The sequence below is a fragment of the Dyadobacter fermentans DSM 18053 genome (assembly GCF_000023125.1).
Lineage (GTDB): Bacteria > Bacteroidota > Bacteroidia > Cytophagales > Spirosomataceae > Dyadobacter > Dyadobacter fermentans.
Genome location: NC_013037.1, coordinates 6,201,076 through 6,220,524, shown reverse-complemented (window position 1 = coordinate 6,220,524; position 19,449 = coordinate 6,201,076). Strand labels below are relative to the sequence as shown.

At 50.7% G+C, this 19,449-nt stretch carries 18 protein-coding genes and 2 tRNA genes; 9 read left to right on the top strand and 11 right to left on the bottom strand.

Going from position 1 to position 19,449, the window contains the following annotated elements; genetic code table 11:
- Positions 1-11: 11 nt before the first annotated feature.
- The 7 genes from DFER_RS30215 to DFER_RS25650 form a co-directional block, all read right to left on the bottom strand.
- Positions 12-188 (bottom strand): hypothetical protein, encoded by a 177-nt coding sequence (locus DFER_RS30215; RefSeq protein ID WP_015814593.1) that lies wholly within the window; start codon positions 186-188, stop codon positions 12-14.
- A gap of 76 nt (positions 189-264) precedes the next feature.
- Positions 265-789 (bottom strand): 3'-5' exonuclease, encoded by a 525-nt coding sequence (locus tag DFER_RS25675; protein WP_015814592.1) that lies wholly within the window; start codon positions 787-789, stop codon positions 265-267.
- A gap of 152 nt (positions 790-941) precedes the next feature.
- Positions 942-1,967: an energy transducer TonB gene (locus DFER_RS25670; protein ID WP_050774720.1), complete on the bottom strand. Its 1,026-nt coding sequence runs from the start codon at positions 1,965-1,967 to the stop codon at positions 942-944.
- A gap of 39 nt (positions 1,968-2,006) precedes the next feature.
- Positions 2,007-2,360 (bottom strand): PadR family transcriptional regulator, encoded by a 354-nt coding sequence (locus DFER_RS25665; RefSeq protein WP_015814590.1) that lies wholly within the window; start codon positions 2,358-2,360, stop codon positions 2,007-2,009.
- Between the two features lie 95 nt (positions 2,361-2,455).
- Positions 2,456-2,926, bottom strand: coding sequence for an Lrp/AsnC ligand binding domain-containing protein (locus tag DFER_RS25660; protein ID WP_015814589.1), 471 nt, complete (start codon positions 2,924-2,926; stop codon positions 2,456-2,458).
- A gap of 691 nt (positions 2,927-3,617) precedes the next feature.
- Positions 3,618-3,691, bottom strand: a tRNA-Asp gene (locus DFER_RS25655).
- A gap of 129 nt (positions 3,692-3,820) precedes the next feature.
- Positions 3,821-3,894, bottom strand: a tRNA-Asp gene (locus DFER_RS25650).
- A gap of 162 nt (positions 3,895-4,056) precedes the next feature.
- Here DFER_RS25650 and DFER_RS25645 point away from each other — a divergent pair.
- From DFER_RS25645 to radC, 4 genes are all read left to right on the top strand, one after another.
- The gene (locus DFER_RS25645) at positions 4,057-5,157 is read left to right on the top strand and encodes a Nif3-like dinuclear metal center hexameric protein (protein ID WP_015814588.1); all 1,101 of its coding nucleotides are present in this window, start codon (positions 4,057-4,059) and stop codon (positions 5,155-5,157) included.
- 97 nt (positions 5,158-5,254) lie between these two features.
- Complete coding sequence (locus DFER_RS25640) at positions 5,255-6,001, top strand: zinc ribbon domain-containing protein (RefSeq protein ID WP_015814587.1); 747 nt, start codon at positions 5,255-5,257, stop codon at positions 5,999-6,001.
- A 63-nt stretch (positions 6,002-6,064) separates the two neighbouring features.
- On the top strand, positions 6,065-7,603 hold the full coding sequence (locus DFER_RS25635) for a hypothetical protein (protein WP_229206113.1): 1,539 nt from the start codon (positions 6,065-6,067) through the stop codon (positions 7,601-7,603).
- A gap of 59 nt (positions 7,604-7,662) precedes the next feature.
- Entirely contained in the window at positions 7,663-8,367 is a 705-nt protein-coding gene (radC, locus tag DFER_RS25630) for a RadC family protein (protein ID WP_015814585.1), read from the top strand.
- Here radC and DFER_RS25625 read toward each other — a convergent pair whose 3' ends face one another.
- The 4 genes from DFER_RS25625 to DFER_RS25610 form a co-directional block, all read right to left on the bottom strand.
- The gene (locus DFER_RS25625; protein ID WP_015814584.1) at positions 8,368-9,183 is read right to left on the bottom strand and encodes a PdaC/RsiV family protein; all 816 of its coding nucleotides are present in this window, start codon (positions 9,181-9,183) and stop codon (positions 8,368-8,370) included. It abuts the gene before it with no gap.
- Between the two features lie 28 nt (positions 9,184-9,211).
- Complete coding sequence (locus DFER_RS25620) at positions 9,212-9,946, bottom strand: LytR/AlgR family response regulator transcription factor (RefSeq protein WP_015814583.1); 735 nt, start codon at positions 9,944-9,946, stop codon at positions 9,212-9,214.
- Positions 9,947-9,997: 51 nt separating this feature from the next.
- A complete protein-coding gene (locus DFER_RS25615) occupies positions 9,998-11,095 on the bottom strand; it encodes a sensor histidine kinase (RefSeq protein WP_041736685.1) in 1,098 nt (365 codons plus the stop codon).
- A gap of 106 nt (positions 11,096-11,201) precedes the next feature.
- Positions 11,202-11,846, bottom strand: coding sequence for a histidine phosphatase family protein (locus DFER_RS25610; protein ID WP_015814581.1), 645 nt, complete (start codon positions 11,844-11,846; stop codon positions 11,202-11,204).
- Between the two features lie 85 nt (positions 11,847-11,931).
- Between DFER_RS25610 and DFER_RS25605 the strand changes: the two genes are divergently transcribed.
- The 5 genes from DFER_RS25605 to DFER_RS25585 all read left to right on the top strand — a co-directional run bounded on the left by DFER_RS25605 (position 11,932) and on the right by DFER_RS25585 (position 19,409).
- Positions 11,932-12,357 carry a hotdog fold thioesterase gene (locus DFER_RS25605; protein ID WP_015814580.1) on the top strand — a complete coding sequence of 142 codons (426 nt, stop codon included), beginning with the start codon at positions 11,932-11,934 and terminating at the stop codon, positions 12,355-12,357.
- Between the two features lie 50 nt (positions 12,358-12,407).
- Positions 12,408-13,655 (top strand): chorismate-binding protein, encoded by a 1,248-nt coding sequence (locus DFER_RS25600; protein ID WP_015814579.1) that lies wholly within the window; start codon positions 12,408-12,410, stop codon positions 13,653-13,655.
- Between the two features lie 140 nt (positions 13,656-13,795).
- The gene (locus DFER_RS25595) at positions 13,796-14,899 is read left to right on the top strand and encodes an efflux RND transporter periplasmic adaptor subunit (protein ID WP_015814578.1); all 1,104 of its coding nucleotides are present in this window, start codon (positions 13,796-13,798) and stop codon (positions 14,897-14,899) included.
- A 12-nt stretch (positions 14,900-14,911) separates the two neighbouring features.
- Positions 14,912-18,001 (top strand): efflux RND transporter permease subunit, encoded by a 3,090-nt coding sequence (locus tag DFER_RS25590; RefSeq protein ID WP_015814577.1) that lies wholly within the window; start codon positions 14,912-14,914, stop codon positions 17,999-18,001.
- Between the two features lie 61 nt (positions 18,002-18,062).
- A complete protein-coding gene (locus tag DFER_RS25585) occupies positions 18,063-19,409 on the top strand; it encodes a TolC family protein (protein WP_015814576.1) in 1,347 nt (448 codons plus the stop codon).
- The last annotated feature ends 40 nt before the right edge of the window (positions 19,410-19,449 follow it).

Here is a 19,449-nt window from a genome sequence, read left to right as displayed (position 1 = left end):
TTTCAAAAGCGTCACCGCGAGCCTCCGCCGAATGCCTTGGCTAGCAGCCAGATCACGATCGCAATGATCCCTACAACCAGGATAACGCCCGTCCAGACGCCGGTTTTGAAAATGTTGCCGATCAGTTCGCAGCTGGTAAGCGTGAAGGACAAGAGGAGGATTATCAGAAGATTGATGTAAGCTTTCATGAGAAGGAATCATTTAGGTTAGTGATACCAGTTAACCCTCAAAAACCATTCCAACGCAAGATTTACAGCATTACGGCTATTGATACAGGTCCATCGGTATGAGCTTCTGACGGTCGTGGAGCAGCAATTTTTCAAACAAACGCACCGTCGCTTCGGCATCGCCGTGGGCCCGGTGGCGGTTCTCGATCATGATTTCCAGACTTTCACAAAGATTTCCCAGGCTGTACGATTTCAATCCCGGAAAGATTTTCCGGCTCAGCTGCACAGTGCATAGCAAGTCGCGCTGGAAATATTCGTCCAATGCACCAAACTCGCGTTTGATAAAACCATAATCAAACTTCGCATTGTGTGCCACAAACCACGCATCGCGGGTCATGGCCCTTACCGCATCCTGCACCTCATAGAAAGTCGGCGCGTCTTTCACCATTTCGTTATCAATGCCCGTAAGGCGGGTGATGAAGGGCGGAATGTAAATTTCCGGGTTAATCAGTGAATGAAAGAAGTCGACGATCCGGGCACCATCATGTCTGAAAACGGCAATCTCTGTAATGCGTGAAGTTCCTCCCCCGCCTGTGGTTTCAATATCAACTATCGCATACATTAATTACTCACACTGAAATGGTTACTCATTAATACCGTCATCATCCTGCCGACCATGGGAAAGGTTTTGAAAGTGCAAAAAAACTAAAAAATCCTCGCCAAAGCGAGGATTTTCTTCAATAACAGGGAGGCATCTACGCAATTGGGTGATGACTAGTCCAGTTGAAATGCGATCGGCAGCGTGAATCTAACCCTCACCGGAACACCCGCTTGTTTGCCAGGCATCCACTCTTTCATCATCTTCACTACTCTCACCGCCTCTTCATCGCAACCAAACCCAATACCCTTGATTGCGGCCGCATTCTCTATTTTTCCATCAGAACCTACTGTAAATTGTACGAATACCTTTCCCTGCACGCCTGCCTGCGATGCAGGACGCGGGTATTTCAGGTTTTTGCGCAGGAAAGCCGCCATCGCTTCATTTCCTCCTGCATATTGTGGCGACTGCTCCACAAATGTAAATGTCTCTTCCTTCTTCATCTCGATCCCCGCAGCCTCTGCTTTCGGCGCCACCGCATTTTCAACCGGCGGAACAATCACATCCAGATCCGCCACCCCGTTCACGGTTTCTGTCGATGGCTGTGCATTGCTCAGGTCATCTACCACCGGCGGCAACTCCTCTATCTCTACTTTTTCATCCGGCAGCACTTCCGGCGTGAGCGATTTCACTGTCTTCTGCACCGGAGGCAATTCCTCTTTGGCAGGAGGCAGGGCCGGCGGTTCTTCCATTAAAATGTCCACCGGCTTCGCCTCTACAATGTACGCAATGTCGTCGGGCTTCGGATCCGGTATCAGCTTCGCGTACAATTGCGGGAACATCACCAGCATTAAAAAGAACGCCACACCCATCACCACCGACCGCTGAACGGTCTGTCCGTAACCTTTTCTCAGATCGTACGCGCCGTAAGACTTGTTACGGTTCTCGAAGACGATGTCATTCAAAGATTTTTCCATGGCTAATAGATTTTGATGATCAACACTCAGATTCAGGAGGGTTTGCGCATCAGCCGTTTTCACCATGTCATGGTAAATCTGCTCGAATGGCTTGCCATCCCAAAGACTTTCCTCCGCTTCACAAGCCAGGTGATCGAGAATCTCCGGAAGCAGTTCCGGGTCTAGCTTGTTTGCCTGCAAATACTTGCTTATTTGGTCAATGCGATTTTCCTGAAGGCGTTTCATAGATCGATCTGTTTAGAGATTAGCCATGTACCTGTGTTGTTATTCGGTTGCCAGGTTTTTAGGGGCGAGTAGCAATCTTACTGCCTCTATAAAACGCTCTAAGTCATTGGTTTTAGTACGCGCGGTTTCATTGCCGCGGTGGGTCAGGGAATAGTATTTTCTCAGACGCCCGTCCACTTCCACCGACTCCGTCAGCAGCAGCCCTTCCTGTTCCAGTTTATGGAGCACGGGATACAGCGCACCGAATGTCAGCGCGATCGCGCCGCCTGTCCTATCTTTAACTTCCTGGGTGATTTCGTAACCGTACATCCGGTCGTGCTCCGCCAGCAGGTTCAACACGATGGTTTTCAATGTACCCCGTACATACTCGTTACTCGTTGTGTTATTCTCCATGAGTGAAATTGTTATACAGCAAATATATATAAGTTTTTTATATATACAACACAAATCTACAAATTTCTTTTAAACAGTTCAAGAGAAATCAGCAACTAGCTCTCAGCCAACGGAATCGAGCGATTGATCCGCTCTTCCAGGGAAATAAAGGTTTCCGTACGCTGGATACCATTTACCTTTTGGATCTTGTCATGAAGGATTTCGCGGAGGTGGCCGGTGTCCCTGCACACGATTTTAAGAAAGATACTATAAATTCCGGTAGTATAATGGATATTCACAACTTCCGGAATCCCTTCGAGCTCGGTCGCAACTTGCTCATACAACGAACTCTTATCGAGGTAGATCCCCAGGAATGCGCTAATGTCCCAGCCGAGTTTCGTAGGATCGATGACGAGCTGAGAGCCTTTGACGATGCCCATCTGTTCCAGCTTTTTCATGCGCACGTGCACTGTACCGCCCGAGACAAATACCCGCTTACCGATTTCCGTGTACGGTAACGCAGCATTCTCTATCAACAGCGAGAGGATGCGGAGGTCGGTATTATCAATATCTGAATATTTTTGCATTTTGTGTTAAATGTTTGAATTCTTCGCAATAATCAGCCTCAAATTATGAAAGAATCGTAAATTTTAACAATTTTAAATGAAAATATTTTAGAATTCAGATCAGAAGTTTTAGTTTTGCAGAACCAAATTAGAAAAAAGCCGGTAGCACTATCGCTTTTACTTAGTTTGAGATCACATTGTAGGGTGATGAAATTGGCAGCCATGCCCTCCTGTCTCGGGGGTGGTGAATAAGGGATAAACGCGGCATAATGCCGACGCAAGTCGACTGGGGTGGACCACCAACAGTATTTGTACCGTAGCTAACCGCACCGTGGGTGGTTCGAATCCCCCTCCTACAGCAAAAAAAACTTGACAAGCGATTTTTTTCGTATTAGTTTTATTTGGTTTTTAGTTTGTTGATGAAGTGTAATTTGACACGCGGGTTCATTTTGAAACCTGCGTGTTTTTTTATGCCCTGTTAACACCCTTCTCCGCGACGCAATCGCGTTCGCATGAATCCCGGATCAAATCCAAAACTTGTGGAGCATATATGATTTTTCTAGGTTTGTATATTTAATAAACCTAGTCTGTTTTGGAGAGTTTCCTGTATTTTTGGTGACACTCCCGGCTGCGGTGGTTTGAAATGGCGTAGCGTGATCGTGGAATTTAACGCCCTAAAATGCGAAAAGCCCAGATTTCTCTGAGCTTTTTGCGGTCTGGACGGGACTCGAACCCGCGACCCCATGCGTGACAGGCATGTATTCTAACCAACTGAACTACCAAACCATTAAATAAAGAACATTGCGAATCTGGCATCCGTTAGCGACCCCATGCGTGACACCCTACGCGGGCCGGGCATGTATTCTAACCAACTGAACTACCAAACCAATAAATAAAGAACTTCAACTTAATCGGCGGTCTGGACGGGACTCGAACCCGCGACCCCATGCGTGACAGGCATGTATTCTAACCAACTGAACTACCAAACCGATTCGTTTCACAAAGCGTTTTCGTAAAACGTGGTGCAAAACTACCACTAATATTTACGATTGCAACACCCTACACAGCAATTTAGTTATTTTATTTGTGAAATGATAATTCTTACGCCAAGAATAATCTGAAAATGAAATAGTTGAACCAGGAGAAATTTTATGGCTTTCATCAAAGAAATTTTAACCGAACTCGAAAAACTCGCGCCGCTGCCTTATCAGGAAGAATATGACAATGCCGGATTGCTCGTCGGGTCGCCGGATAACGAGGTTACCGGCATTTTATTTTCGCTCGATATCACCGAAGAAATCGTCGAGGAGGCCGTACGCAAAAACTGCAACCTGATCGTCGCCCACCATCCGATCATTTTCAAGGGCCTTAAAAAGCTCAATGGTAAAAATTATGTCGAACGAACGATCATTCAGGCGATCAAAAACGACATTGCACTCTATGCCACCCACACGAACCTGGACCACGTGACCGGCGGCGTGAACTGGCAGATCGCCCGGCGGCTCGGATTGCAGAACATTAAAGTACTCGCGCCCAAAAAGCAGATTCTTACCAAACTCGCGTTCTTTTGCCCTGTTGAAAACACGCAGGAGGTCTTGAATGCCCTGTTCGAAGCCGGTGCAGGTGAGATCGGCGATTATCGGAATTGCAGTTTCAGAAGCGAGGGACTGGGCACATTCCTTCCCGGAGAGTCAGCGAACCCGGCAGTTGGCTCACGCGGCGAGCTCGAAACCGTGCAGGAACATCGGGTGGAAGTAATGCTTCCCTCCCACTTGCAAGCGCAGGTATTGCATGCACTCAGGCGCGCCCATCCGTACGAAGAAGTAGCCTATTATATGTCGGCGCTTGAAAACGAAAACCAGGAAGTGGGTGCCGGGGCCATTGGCGAACTGCCGGAGCCGCTGGAACCCAATGCTTTCCTGGCCCATTTGAAACGGCAAATGGAAGTACAGGTGATCAAACACACCGAACCGGCCGGCCGACCCGTCCGCCGGGTGGCGGTTTGCGGCGGCGCGGGCAGTTTTTTGCTCCGCAATGCCATTTCCGGCGGCGCCGATGTATTTGTGACGGCGGATTACAAGTATCACGAATTTTTCGATGCCGAAGGTCGCATTATGATCTGTGACATAGGACATTACGAAAGCGAAGTATTTACGAAAAATTTATTACATGACTATTTATCCGGAAAATTTAGTAATTTCGCACTCTGTTTGTCAGAAACCAGCACTAATCCGGTTCGGTATTTTTTCTGAAATCCGGTTTCGACAACGAATTCTGCTGATTATCTGTTTAAATTAGGGCTGACTACCTCACTTTTCAAGCATTGAAACAAGTCCATTAAAGACATACATGGAAAACACAATCGCACAAAAACTAGATGCACTCCTGAAACTTCAGGAAATCGATTCAAGCCTTGACGAAATACTAAAAACCCGCGGGGACCTGCCGGAAGAAGTAAGGGACCTCGAAGATGAAATCGCAGGATTCGAAACGCGTTTAGGAAAGTTTAAATCTGAAATTGCCAATCTGAATACGGAGATCGACAATTTCAAAAATGCACAGAAAGAAGGGGAAAAACTGATCAAGAAATACAAAGATCAGCAGATGAACGTCCGCAACAACCGCGAATACGACGCCATCACCAAAGAAATAGAATTGCAAGAACTTGATATGCAACTGGCCGACAAGAAGATCAACGAAGCCAGAGCGCGTATCCGCCTCATCGAAGAAGACGCCAACCGCGCGGAATCCATCCTGAATGAAAGAAACGAAGACCTGAAAGTGAAGAAAAATGAACTTTCGGTAATCACTTCGGAAAGCCAGGCGGAAGAGCAAGGGCTGATTGCAGAAAGAGAAAAGCACATCAAGAAAATCGAAGAGCGCCTACTGAAATCCTACCAGAAAATCCGCGACAATTCACTGAACGGCCTTGCCGTGGTGCATGTGCAGCGTGGGGCTTGCGGTGGATGTTTCAGCATCGTTCCTCCTCAGCGCCAGGCGGATATCCGCGAGCGTAAGAAACTGATCGTGTGCGAGCACTGCGGACGTATCCTTGCCGATGTAGAAAGCGTTCAGCCGGTACACCAGCGTCGCTAAGCATTTAAATATTAAATTTGAAAGGTTGTCTTACCCGGACAACCTTTTTTTATGTGCATGACTATGAGCAGGAGTTTTCAGGAAGTCAAAAATGCAGCGAATCTCTGGCTGCAATGCCTGCTTTTCTGTCTTTTCCTCTGCCAGCCGGCGCTGGCGGCCGAGGAGCAAAATGATGTCGTTTTCTCGCCAAAGCTCCAAAAGGCCTATTTTGAAATACAAAAACTGCGGCTTCCCGCAGCCCGGGCGCTCATCGATGATCAGCGCGATGAGACTCCCGACAACCCATTCATCGCCTATCTGGACAGCTACGCCGATTTACATTACCTGCTCATCGCGGAAGATCGCGCCCGGTACAAGGTTTTCACCCAGCAGCAGGACAAGCGGCTCGACCAGGTAGGTAAGCTTTCGGAAAAATCACCCTATAAAAGGCTGTTTCAGGCCGATATCCGCCTGCATTCCGCTTTTGCGAAGCTCAAATTCGGCAATGAAGTGAGCGGTTCCTGGGATATTATCAAGGCATACCGGCTCCTGGCTGAAAACCGTAAGAAATTCCCCGAATTTACACCTACCCTCAAATCGCTTGGTTTGCTGCACGTGCTCATCGGCTCGATCCCGGAAAATTATGTGTGGATCGCCAAAATTCTCGGCCTGAAAGGGAATATCGGGCTGGGTATCCGCGAACTTCGGGAAGTGGTGAAAGAGGAGCCGTTTTTCCGGCAGGAAGCCGAGCTCATCGACCTGCTCCTGCATGCCTACACGCTGCAACTTTCTCCCGAACAGCAAATGCGCATTCGCCGGTTACCGCAGGAACAGCCGGATAATCTGCTGCTCTATTTCTTCGCTACGACGGTTTTGATGAAAGAAAACAAAAGCGAGGAAGCCGCGCAGATCCTCGCCGAAGCGCCCGCCGGCAAAGATTACACGCCATTCCCGTTCCTGAACTACCTGCGCGGGGAGATCGCATTGCAAAAGGGTGAGTATGAAGAATCGTTCGGGTTCTATTCACGCTTCCTCAAACAGTATTCGGGATTTAATTACATCAAGGATAGCCATTTCAAAATGTTCATGTGCCGCTGGCTGATGAACCGCGACCAGGACGCCGTTCCTTACATCCGGCAAGTAACTCAAACCGGCAGCACGATCATTGAGGCAGATCAGTTTGCCCAGCGGTTTGCAAATGAGTTCGCAGCTGGAAAAATCAGTGCCCGCCAAAAAGTGCTTTACAAGGCCAGATATGCCACGGATGGCGGCTACCTGACCAAAGCATCTGAACTGATGAAATCCATATCGGAAAAAAGCTTTGGCACGACTTACGAAAAGGCAGAATACAATTATCGAATGGCCCGGATTCTTCAAAAATCGGTTCGGGTGAATGAGTGTATGCCCTTTTACGAACGCTCGATCTCGCTGGGGCAGACCGATGCCGCAGCGGGCGGTTTTGCAGCATCTTCCGCATTGCAAATGGGCTACATTCACCAGCAGAAGGCAGAAAACCAAAAGGCCGTCCTGTATTTCGAGCAAGCCATGAGCTTTAAAAAACATGAATACAAGAACAGCATCGACAACAAGGCCCGTGCTGCGCTGACGACTCTCGGACAATAGGTTGTTACTAATTCCGATTTCCGACGTATCAAGGAATACAGTAACCATGTATCCCGACGATGCCCAGAAAAAAGAGCGAAAATCCGAAAGTGATCATCAATTGGCACGATGACGACAAACCCCGCGAAAAATTCATGAACAAAGGCCGCGCCGCGTGCTCCGACGCCGAGCTGATGGCCATTCTGATCCGTGCCGGAACCACCCATATGACGGCCGTGGACCTCGCGAAGTCCATTATGACCTCGGTGGGCAACAACATTAACGAACTGGCGAAACTGAATGTCAGGGACCTGACGAGAATCAAGGGCATCGGCGAGGCGAAGGCGCTTACCATCCTGGCCGCATTGGAACTCGGTCGCCGCCGGAGCGATATCGTGCGCGACAAAAAACGGAAAATCAACGGTTCGCAGCCGGTGTATGAAGCCATGCGGCCGTACCTGATGGACAAAACGCACGAAGAATTCTGGATTTTGCTGCTCAATCGCGGCAACTGCGTGATGCGCGCCGTACAGGTGAGTGTGGGCGGCATTTCGGGCACTGCCACGGACATTAAAATGATCTTCAAAATCGCCCTCGATCACATGGCCAGCTCGGTGATTCTGGTGCATAACCATCCTTCCGGCCAGCTCGTGCCCAGCATGGCCGACCGCCTGCTGACCTCGCAAATCAAAGAGGCAGGCCGATTGCTCGACCTGCCCGTTCTGGACCATATGATCTTTACCGATGACGGCTATTACAGTTTCCTCGATTCCGGGGAAATGTGATCAGAAAACCGCCTCCTTGCGCACGATGCCTTTCAGCTCGTCGTACGGGATCGTGAAATCGATCGCCCCGCGTGCGTAAGCGGCAATTTCGTAGGGATTATAGTAAAACAGCACGCCTTCCGGTGTAAATACGTAGTTGGCAGGCATAAAAAACTTGTGATTGGCCAGGAAATAGCCGGCATCTTCGAGATCCACCTCGGGAGTGAGCTTTTCCAGTTCGCGGAATTTCTTTTCAACCAGGCTTAGCAACGCCACCGAATCGGCCACGAAGCTCTTCATCTCGACTTCTTTGCCGGTTTTGGCATCAAATGCATGGTAAGAAGTGAAACTGTTCGGATGAGCGCCGCCCGTGAATGAATAATGGTCGAGCTGGTAAAAAAGCATTTTCGGGGTGGTCATCACGGTATCGCCGTGCAGCTCCACCTCCCAGCAGCCGGGCGCGTCGGGGAAATCCTTTTTGAAATCGTTATAGTTCTTTTCAAAAACGTCGAACGCCGCTTTCGGACTCGTAATAGACCCCGCACGGGCATCCACACTGGCGGGATCGCCGTAGGAATTCAACCGCGTCACCGTCTTTTCCGTCAGAATTTTGCGAATATTCCCTGCTGCTTCGCTGGAATCAGACGGCGTCCAAAGGGTTACCTGCACGGTTACGCCTTTGTTCAGGGCCGTATCACAGCCGCCAAACTCCTCCTTCTTCACCCCGCCTGCGAAAACACCGGCTTTGCTGCTCGCGTCCTCTTTACTACCCGACTGGTTACATGCCCAAACAGACATTACTCCTACCGCAAGGGCCGCTATTTGTCTCAGTCCCATAAATACTCGTTTGATAGTTCAGGAAAAATTAAAGGCTCATCAATTCCTTGAAACGAATGGCCTGGCGCCGGGAGATTTCGATCTTATCGCCGCCCTGCAACGTCACGAGCAATCCGCCGCTAAACCACGGTTCGATTTTTTCGATCCAATGCAAATTGATGATATGCTTACGATTGGCGCGGAAATAAGTATTGGGGTCCAGCCGCTCTTCCAGGTTGTTCAGCGATTTCAGTACCAAAGGTTTCTGGTCGTCGAAATGCAGGCGAACGTAATTACCCATCGATTCGAACAGGCGGATCTTGCCGAGCTTCACAAACCAGCATTTTTCACCGTCTTTCACAAAAACCTGGTCGTTCTCGCCGAGCACCTTTTCCGCACGCTCATTGGTGTGCGAAGGCGTTTCGGGCTGGGCCTGGTTTTCCTCGATCCGATGGATGGTTTCTTTCAGCCGCTCCGTGTCAATCGGTTTCAGAAGGTAATCCAATGCATTGAATTCGAAGGCCTTAATGGCGTATTCGTCAAATGCGGTGGTAAAAATCACCTCGGGACTTTTGCCCTCGATCGACGAAAGCAGCTCGAAACCGTTCTTGCCGGGCATCTGAATGTCCAGGAAGAGCAGCTCAGGTTGCTGTTCTTCAATGAGTTTCAAGGCTTCTTCGGCATTGGCGGCCTCACCTACGATCTCTATTTTGGTGTATGGTTCAAGAAGTCTTTTCAATTCAGTGCGCGCAAGTCGCTCGTCATCAACAATTAAGGTCCTCATGGCGGATGGATCAGTTAGGAATAATTAATAGACAGTTTATTGATTTGGTTATTAGTTCTCTTTCTCGGACCCCTCTCCCACCATCAGCACTCCCTCGGACAGCATCGGGATTTTAATTTCCGAACAAACCACATTTTCGTCCTCCTGGAAAATCCGGAATGTGGCCGCTTTGCCGTATAAAATTGACAGCCGTTCGGCCGTATTTCTGAGCCCCACCCCGCCGGATTCGGTATTGCCGAGGTTGCCGGCATTCACCTCCGTATTGCCAAGGCTACCCGAGTTATGGATTGTGATTACGAGCAGCTCATTTGCAATTTCCGATTTTACGCCGATAAATCCACCTCCCATTTGCTTCGCCACGCCATGCTTAATGCCATTTTCGACGAGCGTTTGCAACATCATGGGCGGCACCTGCCAGTAAATGGCCTGCGGATTGGTGGTAATGCTGTAACAAAGGCGGTCTTCGTACCGGACTTTTTCGAGTTCGAGATAGTCCTCGACGGTACGTAGCTCCTCCTGCAAATCGACCGTTTTCCGGCGATCGGCCAGCAGTGAATTGCGCAAAATGTTGGATAACTGCGTGATGCTCAACTGCGCACGTTTGGGATCTTCGTACACGAGCGCGCGGATGCTGTTGAGGGCATTGAATGTAAAATGCGGATTAAGCTGCGAACGGAGCACTTTCGCTTCGGCTTCCCGCATCGACATTTTCAGCATGATCTTCTCATAGCTGGCGAGCCGGTTCTGCTCCACGTAATGGTAAATGGTATAGGACAATATCCACGCCAGCAGGTTTTTGCACCAGGTCGCATAATATCCCCAGAATATGAACGGCTGGCTTAGCAAGTTGTGTTGCAGCACTTCCCTATCCATCGGCAGGTTGATCATCGTCATGATCAGGCCCATCAGCAGTACCGAGACAATTACGCGCAACGCCAGCCTCGGCAGCGGCAGCGACGACCAGTTCCACCGCCTGATAACCAATCGGTACACGTGGGTAAGGCTAATGCCCAGCAGGATATTGGCAAGCGCCGAATAGAATTCACTCAGGTTGAAACCATATTCCAATACATACGGAACGTATTCGAACATGATTAATAATGTCCAGCCAAGAATCTGCAGAGTCCAATAGATGCGTTTTTTGGACATGAACATAGGAACACTGGTAATGTATTGAAAAGCCACAAATGTATTAATGCACGCTCAGGGGAGGTACATTAATACACCAATGGAAACGAATGTACACAAACGGCTGCTATATCGTTTGCGGAATTTCGATCGAAAGCAGGTGTGTGATGTCGTTGGATACTTCCAGTTCGAACTGCCCGGTATCGTAGGAATAATTGATTTTGTAGAGGCAAAGATTGCTGTGCTCGTAATCGTCCATGCGTACGAGCGGCTCGTTGAAAAGCGTCGTCAGCAGCACGCGCATGGCACGGCCGTGCATGGCAATGAGGATATTTCTTTCGTGCGGGCGCGAGAGGATCGTTTCGATCACGGGAATCTGGCGCTGGCGCACCTGCACGGGACTTTCTCCCCCTTCGGCTGCGAGCTCCACCTGCCCGGTTTTCCAGGCATTCACCAGCTCGCGGTAGTAGTTGTTGTCGCCGGTGTTAGGTTCGCGCCCTTCCCGGTCGCCCCAGGATATTTCGTTCAGCCCGGCGTAGCTTTCGTGGGGGATGCCGCGCCTGATGAACCCGGCGACCGTTTGATGTGTTCGTCTTAAATCGGAGGTATAAACTTTGTCAAACGGAACATGTTGATAAGCATTGAAAAAAGCTGCGGCCTGAGCCTCTCCCCATTCATTCAGCAAGGAGTCAACACCACTTCCCTGAACAACTCCCCTGCGATTAAAATCAGTTTCACCGTGGCGAATAAGGTAAATCGATTTTCTTTTCAAAATAATAGGATAATTTAAATATTAAATTTACAAAAACCTTGTTCTTTATCCGCAAAGCCAACACAAATTTATACAATTTTTAGATATGTTCGTTAAAAGCGCCACCCTCGGATCACTTCAATCTTTCGGAACAAATACCATCGCCGGCCATATCGGAATCGAGTTTACGGAAATCGGAACGGACTATATCTCAGCGCGAATGCCGGTGGATAAGCGTACGCACCAGCCTTTCGGCATTTTGCACGGCGGGGCGTCGGTAGTGCTTGCGGAGACGCTCGGGAGCATCGCTTCGTTTTTATGCATTCCTGAAAATGAAAATAAACACGCCGTAGGGCTGGAAATCAATGCAAATCACCTCCGGCCCGTGAAGGAAGGCTACGTGCACGGAACTGTCCGACCGATCCACGTCGGCCGGACCACCCATATTTGGGACATTCGCATTACCAATGAAGAAAACAAACTCGTTTGCATAAGCAGACTTACAGTCGCTATTGTGAATGCAGACCGCTGACATTATTTTGCACAAAATTGACCTAACGGGACATTGCCCATTCGTTATAAATGCTATCAGTACAAACCGACACCAGGATTTCAATATTTGAGGGATTACAGATTCAGGAGCTTTGGCAGGCATCCAAAATTTTGGGCTTCCCCTCGGCGCTTTGGCGCCTGCCCCATACCAACGAAATCAAACTGCTTATTTCGGTCCGCGACGGCATCCGCAAATGCCTGCCGGAGCTCGAAAAAATGAGCCCTGGCTTTGTAATGAGCACATTCTACTGGGAATGCGAGCAAGAAGTGCTGTTCCTGGAAGGCGATATTATCCTCACATTTTCGGAAGACAACCGGATTACCAATCACGACAACAAGCTCGGCGAAGAGCATACGGAAGTCAAAAGACTTGTTCAGCTGGCCGAATCGCTGCAAGCAGAACAAGCGGCGGATGAATTACCCGCCGGCCAGCTTCAACCAGTAACCGGCCCGCTCGACGCCAAATCCCGGTTTGAGCGGACGGTAGAACTTGCCGTTGCCGCCATTCGCCAGAACCAGTTCAAGAAAGTGGTCCTTTCGCGCACCAAAGACCTTGCCTATACCGACGGCTTTCAGCCAGCGCAGGCATTTCAGAAACTCGTAAAAGCTTACCCGCACGCATTCGTGTCGCTGGTGAACCTGCCTGAGGAAAACGAAATGTGGCTCGGCGCCAGCCCCGAACTGCTCGTGGAGCAATTATCGGACGGCACGTTCAAAACGATGTCCCTCGCAGGCACGCAGGGCGCGCGCGACGCCGCCGGTGCGCTCATACCCAAGTACGACATCCGATGGGGCGAGAAAGAGATTGAAGAGCAGGCACTTGTGAGTCGATATATTATTGAGTGTTTCAAAAAAATACGCCTGCGCGAATACCTCGAAACGGGGCCTAAAACGGTGCTGGCGGGGAATCTTTACCACCTCAGAACGGTGTTCGAGGTGGATACCGTGGCGCTTCATTTCCCCGAGCTTGCTTCGGTCATGCTGAAATTGCTGCATCCCACTTCTGCCATCTGCGGCGTCCCCAAAGCGCCCAGCCTGCAATTTATCAACGACGTGGAAGGGTACAACCGCTCCTTTTACAGCGGATTCCTCGGTCCGGCACAGGTGGGCGGCGATACCAACCTGTTCGTAAACCTCCGCACGGTGCGGTTCAAAGAGGGCATTGCCACGTTTTTCGCAGGCGCCGGCATCACCGAAGACTCTGTGCCTGAGCTCGAATGGTTCGAAACAGAGCTCAAATGCGACACTTTGCTCAAAGTGATCGGAAGTTCCTTCTAAAAAAATTAGCTGGCATTAAACTTTTATAGCGGCGAAAAGTCTAATCGGTTCGAGATTAATATCTAATTTTGGACAAACCTCTGAACTAAACCCATTTAGTTCGAAGGTCCCTAAACACTAAGCCCAGGTTAACAAACCCTATGAATGTTATCGCCAGATCTGCCCGTGCAGAAGGACTGCCAAATTTAACCAAACCTCTGTCTTCACTTTTCATTGTCGGCTCTCTCTTCATTACGCTTTCCTGCGGAGAAAAAAAGGATACTTTTCAACAAAAAGGCGGCGGCGGACCGACCATCGTCGATGTGATCGTTGCGAAGTCCGAAAAGGTCAGTGATAAAGTCGAAGTCAACGGCACCATCGTGGCCAACGAGTTCGCCGAATTACGGCCCGAAGTAAGCGGATTACTTACCTTCCTCGACGTTCCTGAGGGCAAAACAGTCCAAAAAGGAACCGTCATCGCCAGAATCAACAATGCCGACCTGCTCGCACAGCTGAACAGGTCCAAAATACAGCTGGACCTGGCCGAAACAACAGAAAAGCGGCTGAAACAGCTCATCGCGGTGAATGGCATCAACCAGGCCGATTACGACCTGGCCGCCAACAACGTCAATACCCTCAAAGCCGATATGGCCTACACCCAGGCGCTGATCGACAAAACGATCATCAAAGCGCCGTTTACCGGAGTGGTAGGCCTGCGAAAAGTCAGCGAAGGCGCTTATGTGACCCCACAGAGCATTATCGCCACCATGCAGCAGCTTTCCAACCTGCGCATTGATTTTACCATTCCCGAAAGTTACCAGCAATACATCAGCAAGGGCGGCACCGTAGAAGTCATGCTCGACCAGGCCTCGGGCAAGTACGAAACGGCCCGCGTACTGGCAATAGAGCCACAGGTGAACCAGACCACCCGCAATCTCACTGTCCGCGCGGTGCTGAGTTCGGGCAACACCAGCCCCGGCTCATTCGCCAAGGTGTACATCACGGCCAGCAATAACAAGAATAGCATACTTATTCCCTCCAACAGCATTATTCCCGAAGCACGCAGCAAAAAGGTCGTGACCGTGAAGGGCGGCAAAGCCGTTTTTGCGCAGGTAGAAACCGGCGACCGCCGGGAAGATGTGGTGGAAGTGACGAAGGGCCTCAATGTAGGCGATACGGTGGTTGTCTCGGGCGTACTTTTTGCCCGGCCCGATGCTCCTGTGAAAGTGAGAAGTGTACGAAACCTGAATGTGGCGAGTAAGTAACCACCCCATGCTATGAATATTTCAGAACTATCCCTGAAACGGCCCGTACTGGCGGTCGTGATGAACCTGCTCATCATCCTGTTTGGTGTGGTAGGATATAACTTCCTCTCCCTGAGGGACTACCCTGCGATTGACCCTCCGATTGTGAACGTGCGAACGAGCTACACCGGTGCCAATGCCGACATCATCGAAAGCCAGATTACCGAGCCGCTCGAAAAGAGCATCAACGGAATCCCCGGCATCAAGAGTATCAGCTCATCCAGCCAGATCGGTTCCAGCAACATTACCGTAGAGTTTAACCTCGAATCCGATCTTGAAGGCGCCGCGAACGACGTGCGCGACAAGGTGAGCCAGGCCCTGCGCAACCTGCCGCAGGACATCGACGCGCCGCCGGTAGTGAGCAAGGCCGATGCCAACTCGGATTTCATCCTCCTCCTGGCCGTCCAAAGCCCGTCCAAAGGTTTGCTTGAACTGAGCGAGTATGCCGAAAACGTGCTCCAACAGAGCCTGCAAACGATCGACGGTGTGAGTGCGATCAATATTTTCGGGCAAAAACGCTACGCGATGCGCATCTGGCTCAATCCCGACCAGATGAGTTCCTATAACATTTCCTTCAACGACATCACCACCACCCTTGCGTCAGAAAACGTGGAGTTGCCCGCCGGTAAAATCTACGGCGACAATACCGAACTCACGATCCGCACCATGGGCCGTTTGAAAACGGAGAAGGAATTCAACGACCTCGTGATCCGCAACGACAGCTCCGGCATTGTACGGCTCGGCAATGTGGCCAAAGTGGAATTAGGGCCTGAAAACGAGGAGCAAAGCTGGAAATACAACGGCATGTATGCAGTGGGCTTGGCGGTAATCCCGCAGCCGGGCGCCAACTACGTCCAGATCTCTGACGAATTCAACAAGCGCCTCGAAGAAATCCAGCGATCCAATAAATCGGACATTACATTCAGCGTACTGATCGACAACACGCGCCTCGTGCGGCAGTCGATCAAAGAAGTGGAAGAAACGCTGATCATCGCATTCTCCCTCGTGGTGATCGTGATCCTGTTTTTCTTCCGGAACCTGCTCGTAGCCGTACGGCCATTGATCGACATTCCGATTTCCCTCGTGGCCACGTTTTTTGTCATGTACATGTGCGGGTTTTCGATCAATATCCTTACACTCCTCGGCATTGTACTCGCAACGGGGCTTGTGGTCGATGACGGCATTGTAGTCACCGAAAACATTTTCCGAAAGCTCGAAAGCGGCTTACCCATTCGCCAGGCGGCATTGGAAGGCAGCCGGGAAATTTTCTTCGCGGTAATATCCACTTCGCTTACGCTGGCGGTGGTTTTTCTTCCGGTAATTTTCCTCGAAGGCTTTGTGGGAAGCCTCTTCCGTGAATTCGGGATCGTGGTCGCGTCCGCCGTATTGATTTCCGCATTCGTTTCGCTTACCATCACGCCGGTATTGAACGTTGTTTTGAACCGCAAAGACTCCGGTCACGGCTGGTTTTACAACAAAACGGAGCCATTCTTCACCGGTATGGAAAACGGCTATAACCGGATGCTGCGCGGGTTTATGAAGGCACGCTGGGTGTCGTGGGTACTCGTGGTAGCCTGCGGTGCGATGATCTGGTTTACCTACACCAACCTGCAAAGCGAGCTCGCCCCGATGGAAGACCGGAACAGTATCCGTTTCAACCTCTCGGCGCCGGAAGGAACCAGTTTTGATCAAATGCAGCAGGTATCCGACCAGCTCAGCAATTTCCTTAACGACTCCATCCCCGAAAAAGCATTTACCTTCTCTGCCACGCCCGGCTTTGGCGGCGGCGGCGTTAACAGCGGTACGGGACGTATTGGCCTTGTGGACGCCGGCGAGCGTAAAAGGAGCCAGAATGAGATTGCGCAGGATATCAATAAAAAACTATCGAGATTCAACGACGCCCGCATTTTCGCAACGCAGGAGCAAACTATTTCCGTGGGTATCGGTTCCAGAGGCTCGCTTCCGGTCCAATTCGTATTGCAAAACCTCGATTTCGAAAAGCTGAGTGAAGTCATGCCCAAGTTCCTGGACGAAGCGCGCCAGGACCCGACATTCCAGAATGTGGACGTGAACCTGAAGTTCAATAAACCGGAGGTGCGCCTCACGATCGACCGCCTCAAAGCCCGCGACCTCGGCCTTTCAACAACCGACATAGCTGCCACCATTCAGGCTGCATTCAGCGGACGCCGCCTGGCCTATTTCATCATGAACGGCCAGCAATATCAGGTAATAGGCCAGGTAGAACGCTCAGAGCGTAACAAACCGGCCGACATCGAGAAACTGTACGTCCGCAACAGCCGCGGTGAGAATATCCCGCTGACCGCCGTTGTGAATATGGAAGAAGAATCGGGTCCGCCGACCATTTACCACTATAACCGTTACAAAAGCGCCACCATTTCGGCCTCGCTCGTGGAAGGTAAAACAATCGGCGACGGCGTAGCGGCCATGCGCCGGATCGGGACGAAACTGCTCGACGAATCATTCCAGACATCTCTCACGGGCCCGTCGCGCGACTTTGAGGAGAGCTCTTCCAACACGAGTTTCGCATTCGGATTGGCGCTGTTGCTGGTTTACCTGGTACTCGCAGGCCAGTTCGAGAGCTTCACCGACCCGTTCATTATCATGATCACCGTGCCGCTGGCATTGGCCGGGGCATTGCTGAGTTTGTATTTGTTTGGTTTAACAATTAATATCTTCTCGCAAATCGGGATGATCATGCTCATCGGGCTGGTGACGAAGAATGGTATCCTCATTGTGGAGTTTGCCAACCAGAAACGGGAGCAGGGCATGGGCCGGACGGCCGCGGCGATCGAATCGGCCACGCAACGTTTACGCCCGATCCTCATGACCAGCCTTGCCACGGCATTCGGCGCATTGCCAATCGCATTGAGCCTTGGTGCCGCCGCAACGAGCCGTGTGCCGCTGGGCGTTGTGATCGTAGGTGGATTGATGTTCTCGCTGATCCTGACGCTGTTCGTGATCCCGGCGATCTACACATTCATTTCCCCTAAAAAACACAAGGTAACAGAGGAGCAGAAAATGGCAGAGGAGCTGGTTGCTTAGCGTTTTTGGGTTACAATCCATTACAAGAGATTATTATACAAAATCAACTATTGTTTTTTACATGGGCTCGCTCACCGTTTTAAAAAAATACAAACATACATTCTTCCTTCTCCTGCTCTGCTCCGGGCCTGCAATGGCCGGCATCCCCGGAGCGGGCTCGCCCGCAGACACCCTCGCGCTCACGCTAGACGAGGCGGTTGCCACGGCTTTGAAAAACAGCTACGAAATTGAAATTGCCAAGAACAACGTAGAGGCAAACACCATCCTGAACAACTACGGCGTGGCGGGCGGCTTACCGACGGTGGCCTTGAACGCTACCAATACCGAGCAGATCACCCAGGTGTACCAGAAACTGAACAACGGCACGGAGATCAGCCGTAACGCGGCAGCGGGTAATAACACGCAGGTGAACCTCGCGGCAGGAATGCTGCTGTACAACGGAAGGCGTGTGGTAGCTACAAAAAAACGGCTGGCCGAACTGCAATATCAAAGTGCGGAAGTCCTTAATTCGCAAATCCAGAACACGATCGCGCTCGTGATGACGAGCTATTACGATGTCGTGCGGCAGCTGAGCTACATCAATACCATCCGCACCTCCATTGTCGCGTCCGAAAAGCGGCTCGAAATCCTGCGCGTACGCAAGGAAGCCGGAATGGCCAATAATGCGGATATTTTCCAGGCGGAAATCGACCTGAACACGCTGAACCAGACATTGCTCAACCAGCAAATGGTAGCGCAGGTGGCGAAAACGGAATTGCTCCGCACGCTCACGCTTGATCCCAAGTCGGCGGTGACGATCAAGGACACGATCACGGTGGATAACAATATGCAGCTGGCGTCCGTCCTCGATCGCCTTGCCGCCAATGCCGATATTCAGGCAGCAGACCATCAGATCAGGATTAATGAACTGATTGTGAGAGAAACGGCTGCATTGCGCTATCCTACGGTCCGTTTCAATGCAGCATACAACTTCTCCCGCAACCAGACGGCCGCAGGTTTCACCTTGCTCAACCGCGTGGTCGGCCCGCAGGCGGGGATAACGCTGGCTGTTCCGATTTACAACGGATCAGCGTTTAAGCGGCAACGGCAGGCGGCCGAAATCGATACGAAAAATGCGCATTTGCAGAAAAATACATTGATGCGCGATTACAGCGCTAATGCCGTCAAAATGTACCAAACCTACCAGAGTTCGATCGAACAGCTCGAAACCCAGAAGAAAAACTACTCGCTCAGCAAGCAGCTGCTCGACCTTACGCTGCAACGCTTCGAACTGATCCAGGCGACGATTATCGACGTGCGTGAGGCGCAACGCAGCTTCGAAGAGGCCGGATATCGCCTCATCAACCTCAACTATGCAGCCAAAGCAGCCGAAATTGAGCTAAAAAGAATCAGCAACACGCTTCAATAAACCCATTTACGCGGTTCCGGGATATTTTTTTCCGGAACCG

Bases quoted from the DNA above. Each gene is read 5' to 3' on its own strand.
- DFER_RS30215 (WP_015814593.1), bottom strand. From the start codon at position 188: ATGAAAGCTTACATCAATCTTCTGATAATCCTCCTCTTGTCCTTCACG.
- DFER_RS25675 (WP_015814592.1), bottom strand. From the start codon at position 789: ATGTATGCGATAGTTGATATTGAAACCACAGGCGGGGGAGGAACTTCA.
- DFER_RS25670 (WP_050774720.1), bottom strand. From the start codon at position 1,967: ATGAAACGCCTTCAGGAAAATCGCATTGACCAAATAAGCAAGTATTTG.
- DFER_RS25665 (WP_015814590.1), bottom strand. From the start codon at position 2,360: ATGGAGAATAACACAACGAGTAACGAGTATGTACGGGGTACATTGAAA.
- DFER_RS25660 (WP_015814589.1), bottom strand. From the start codon at position 2,926: ATGCAAAAATATTCAGATATTGATAATACCGACCTCCGCATCCTCTCG.
- DFER_RS25645 (WP_015814588.1), top strand. From the start codon at position 4,057: ATGGCTTTCATCAAAGAAATTTTAACCGAACTCGAAAAACTCGCGCCG.
- DFER_RS25640 (WP_015814587.1), top strand. From the start codon at position 5,255: ATGGAAAACACAATCGCACAAAAACTAGATGCACTCCTGAAACTTCAG.
- DFER_RS25635 (WP_229206113.1), top strand. From the start codon at position 6,065: ATGAGCAGGAGTTTTCAGGAAGTCAAAAATGCAGCGAATCTCTGGCTG.
- radC (WP_015814585.1), top strand. From the start codon at position 7,663: ATGCCCAGAAAAAAGAGCGAAAATCCGAAAGTGATCATCAATTGGCAC.
- DFER_RS25625 (WP_015814584.1), bottom strand. From the start codon at position 9,183: ATGGGACTGAGACAAATAGCGGCCCTTGCGGTAGGAGTAATGTCTGTT.
- DFER_RS25620 (WP_015814583.1), bottom strand. From the start codon at position 9,946: ATGAGGACCTTAATTGTTGATGACGAGCGACTTGCGCGCACTGAATTG.
- DFER_RS25615 (WP_041736685.1), bottom strand. From the start codon at position 11,095: ATGTCCAAAAAACGCATCTATTGGACTCTGCAGATTCTTGGCTGGACA.
- DFER_RS25605 (WP_015814580.1), top strand. From the start codon at position 11,932: ATGTTCGTTAAAAGCGCCACCCTCGGATCACTTCAATCTTTCGGAACA.
- DFER_RS25600 (WP_015814579.1), top strand. From the start codon at position 12,408: ATGCTATCAGTACAAACCGACACCAGGATTTCAATATTTGAGGGATTA.
- DFER_RS25595 (WP_015814578.1), top strand. From the start codon at position 13,796: ATGAATGTTATCGCCAGATCTGCCCGTGCAGAAGGACTGCCAAATTTA.
- DFER_RS25590 (WP_015814577.1), top strand. From the start codon at position 14,912: ATGAATATTTCAGAACTATCCCTGAAACGGCCCGTACTGGCGGTCGTG.
- DFER_RS25585 (WP_015814576.1), top strand. From the start codon at position 18,063: ATGGGCTCGCTCACCGTTTTAAAAAAATACAAACATACATTCTTCCTT.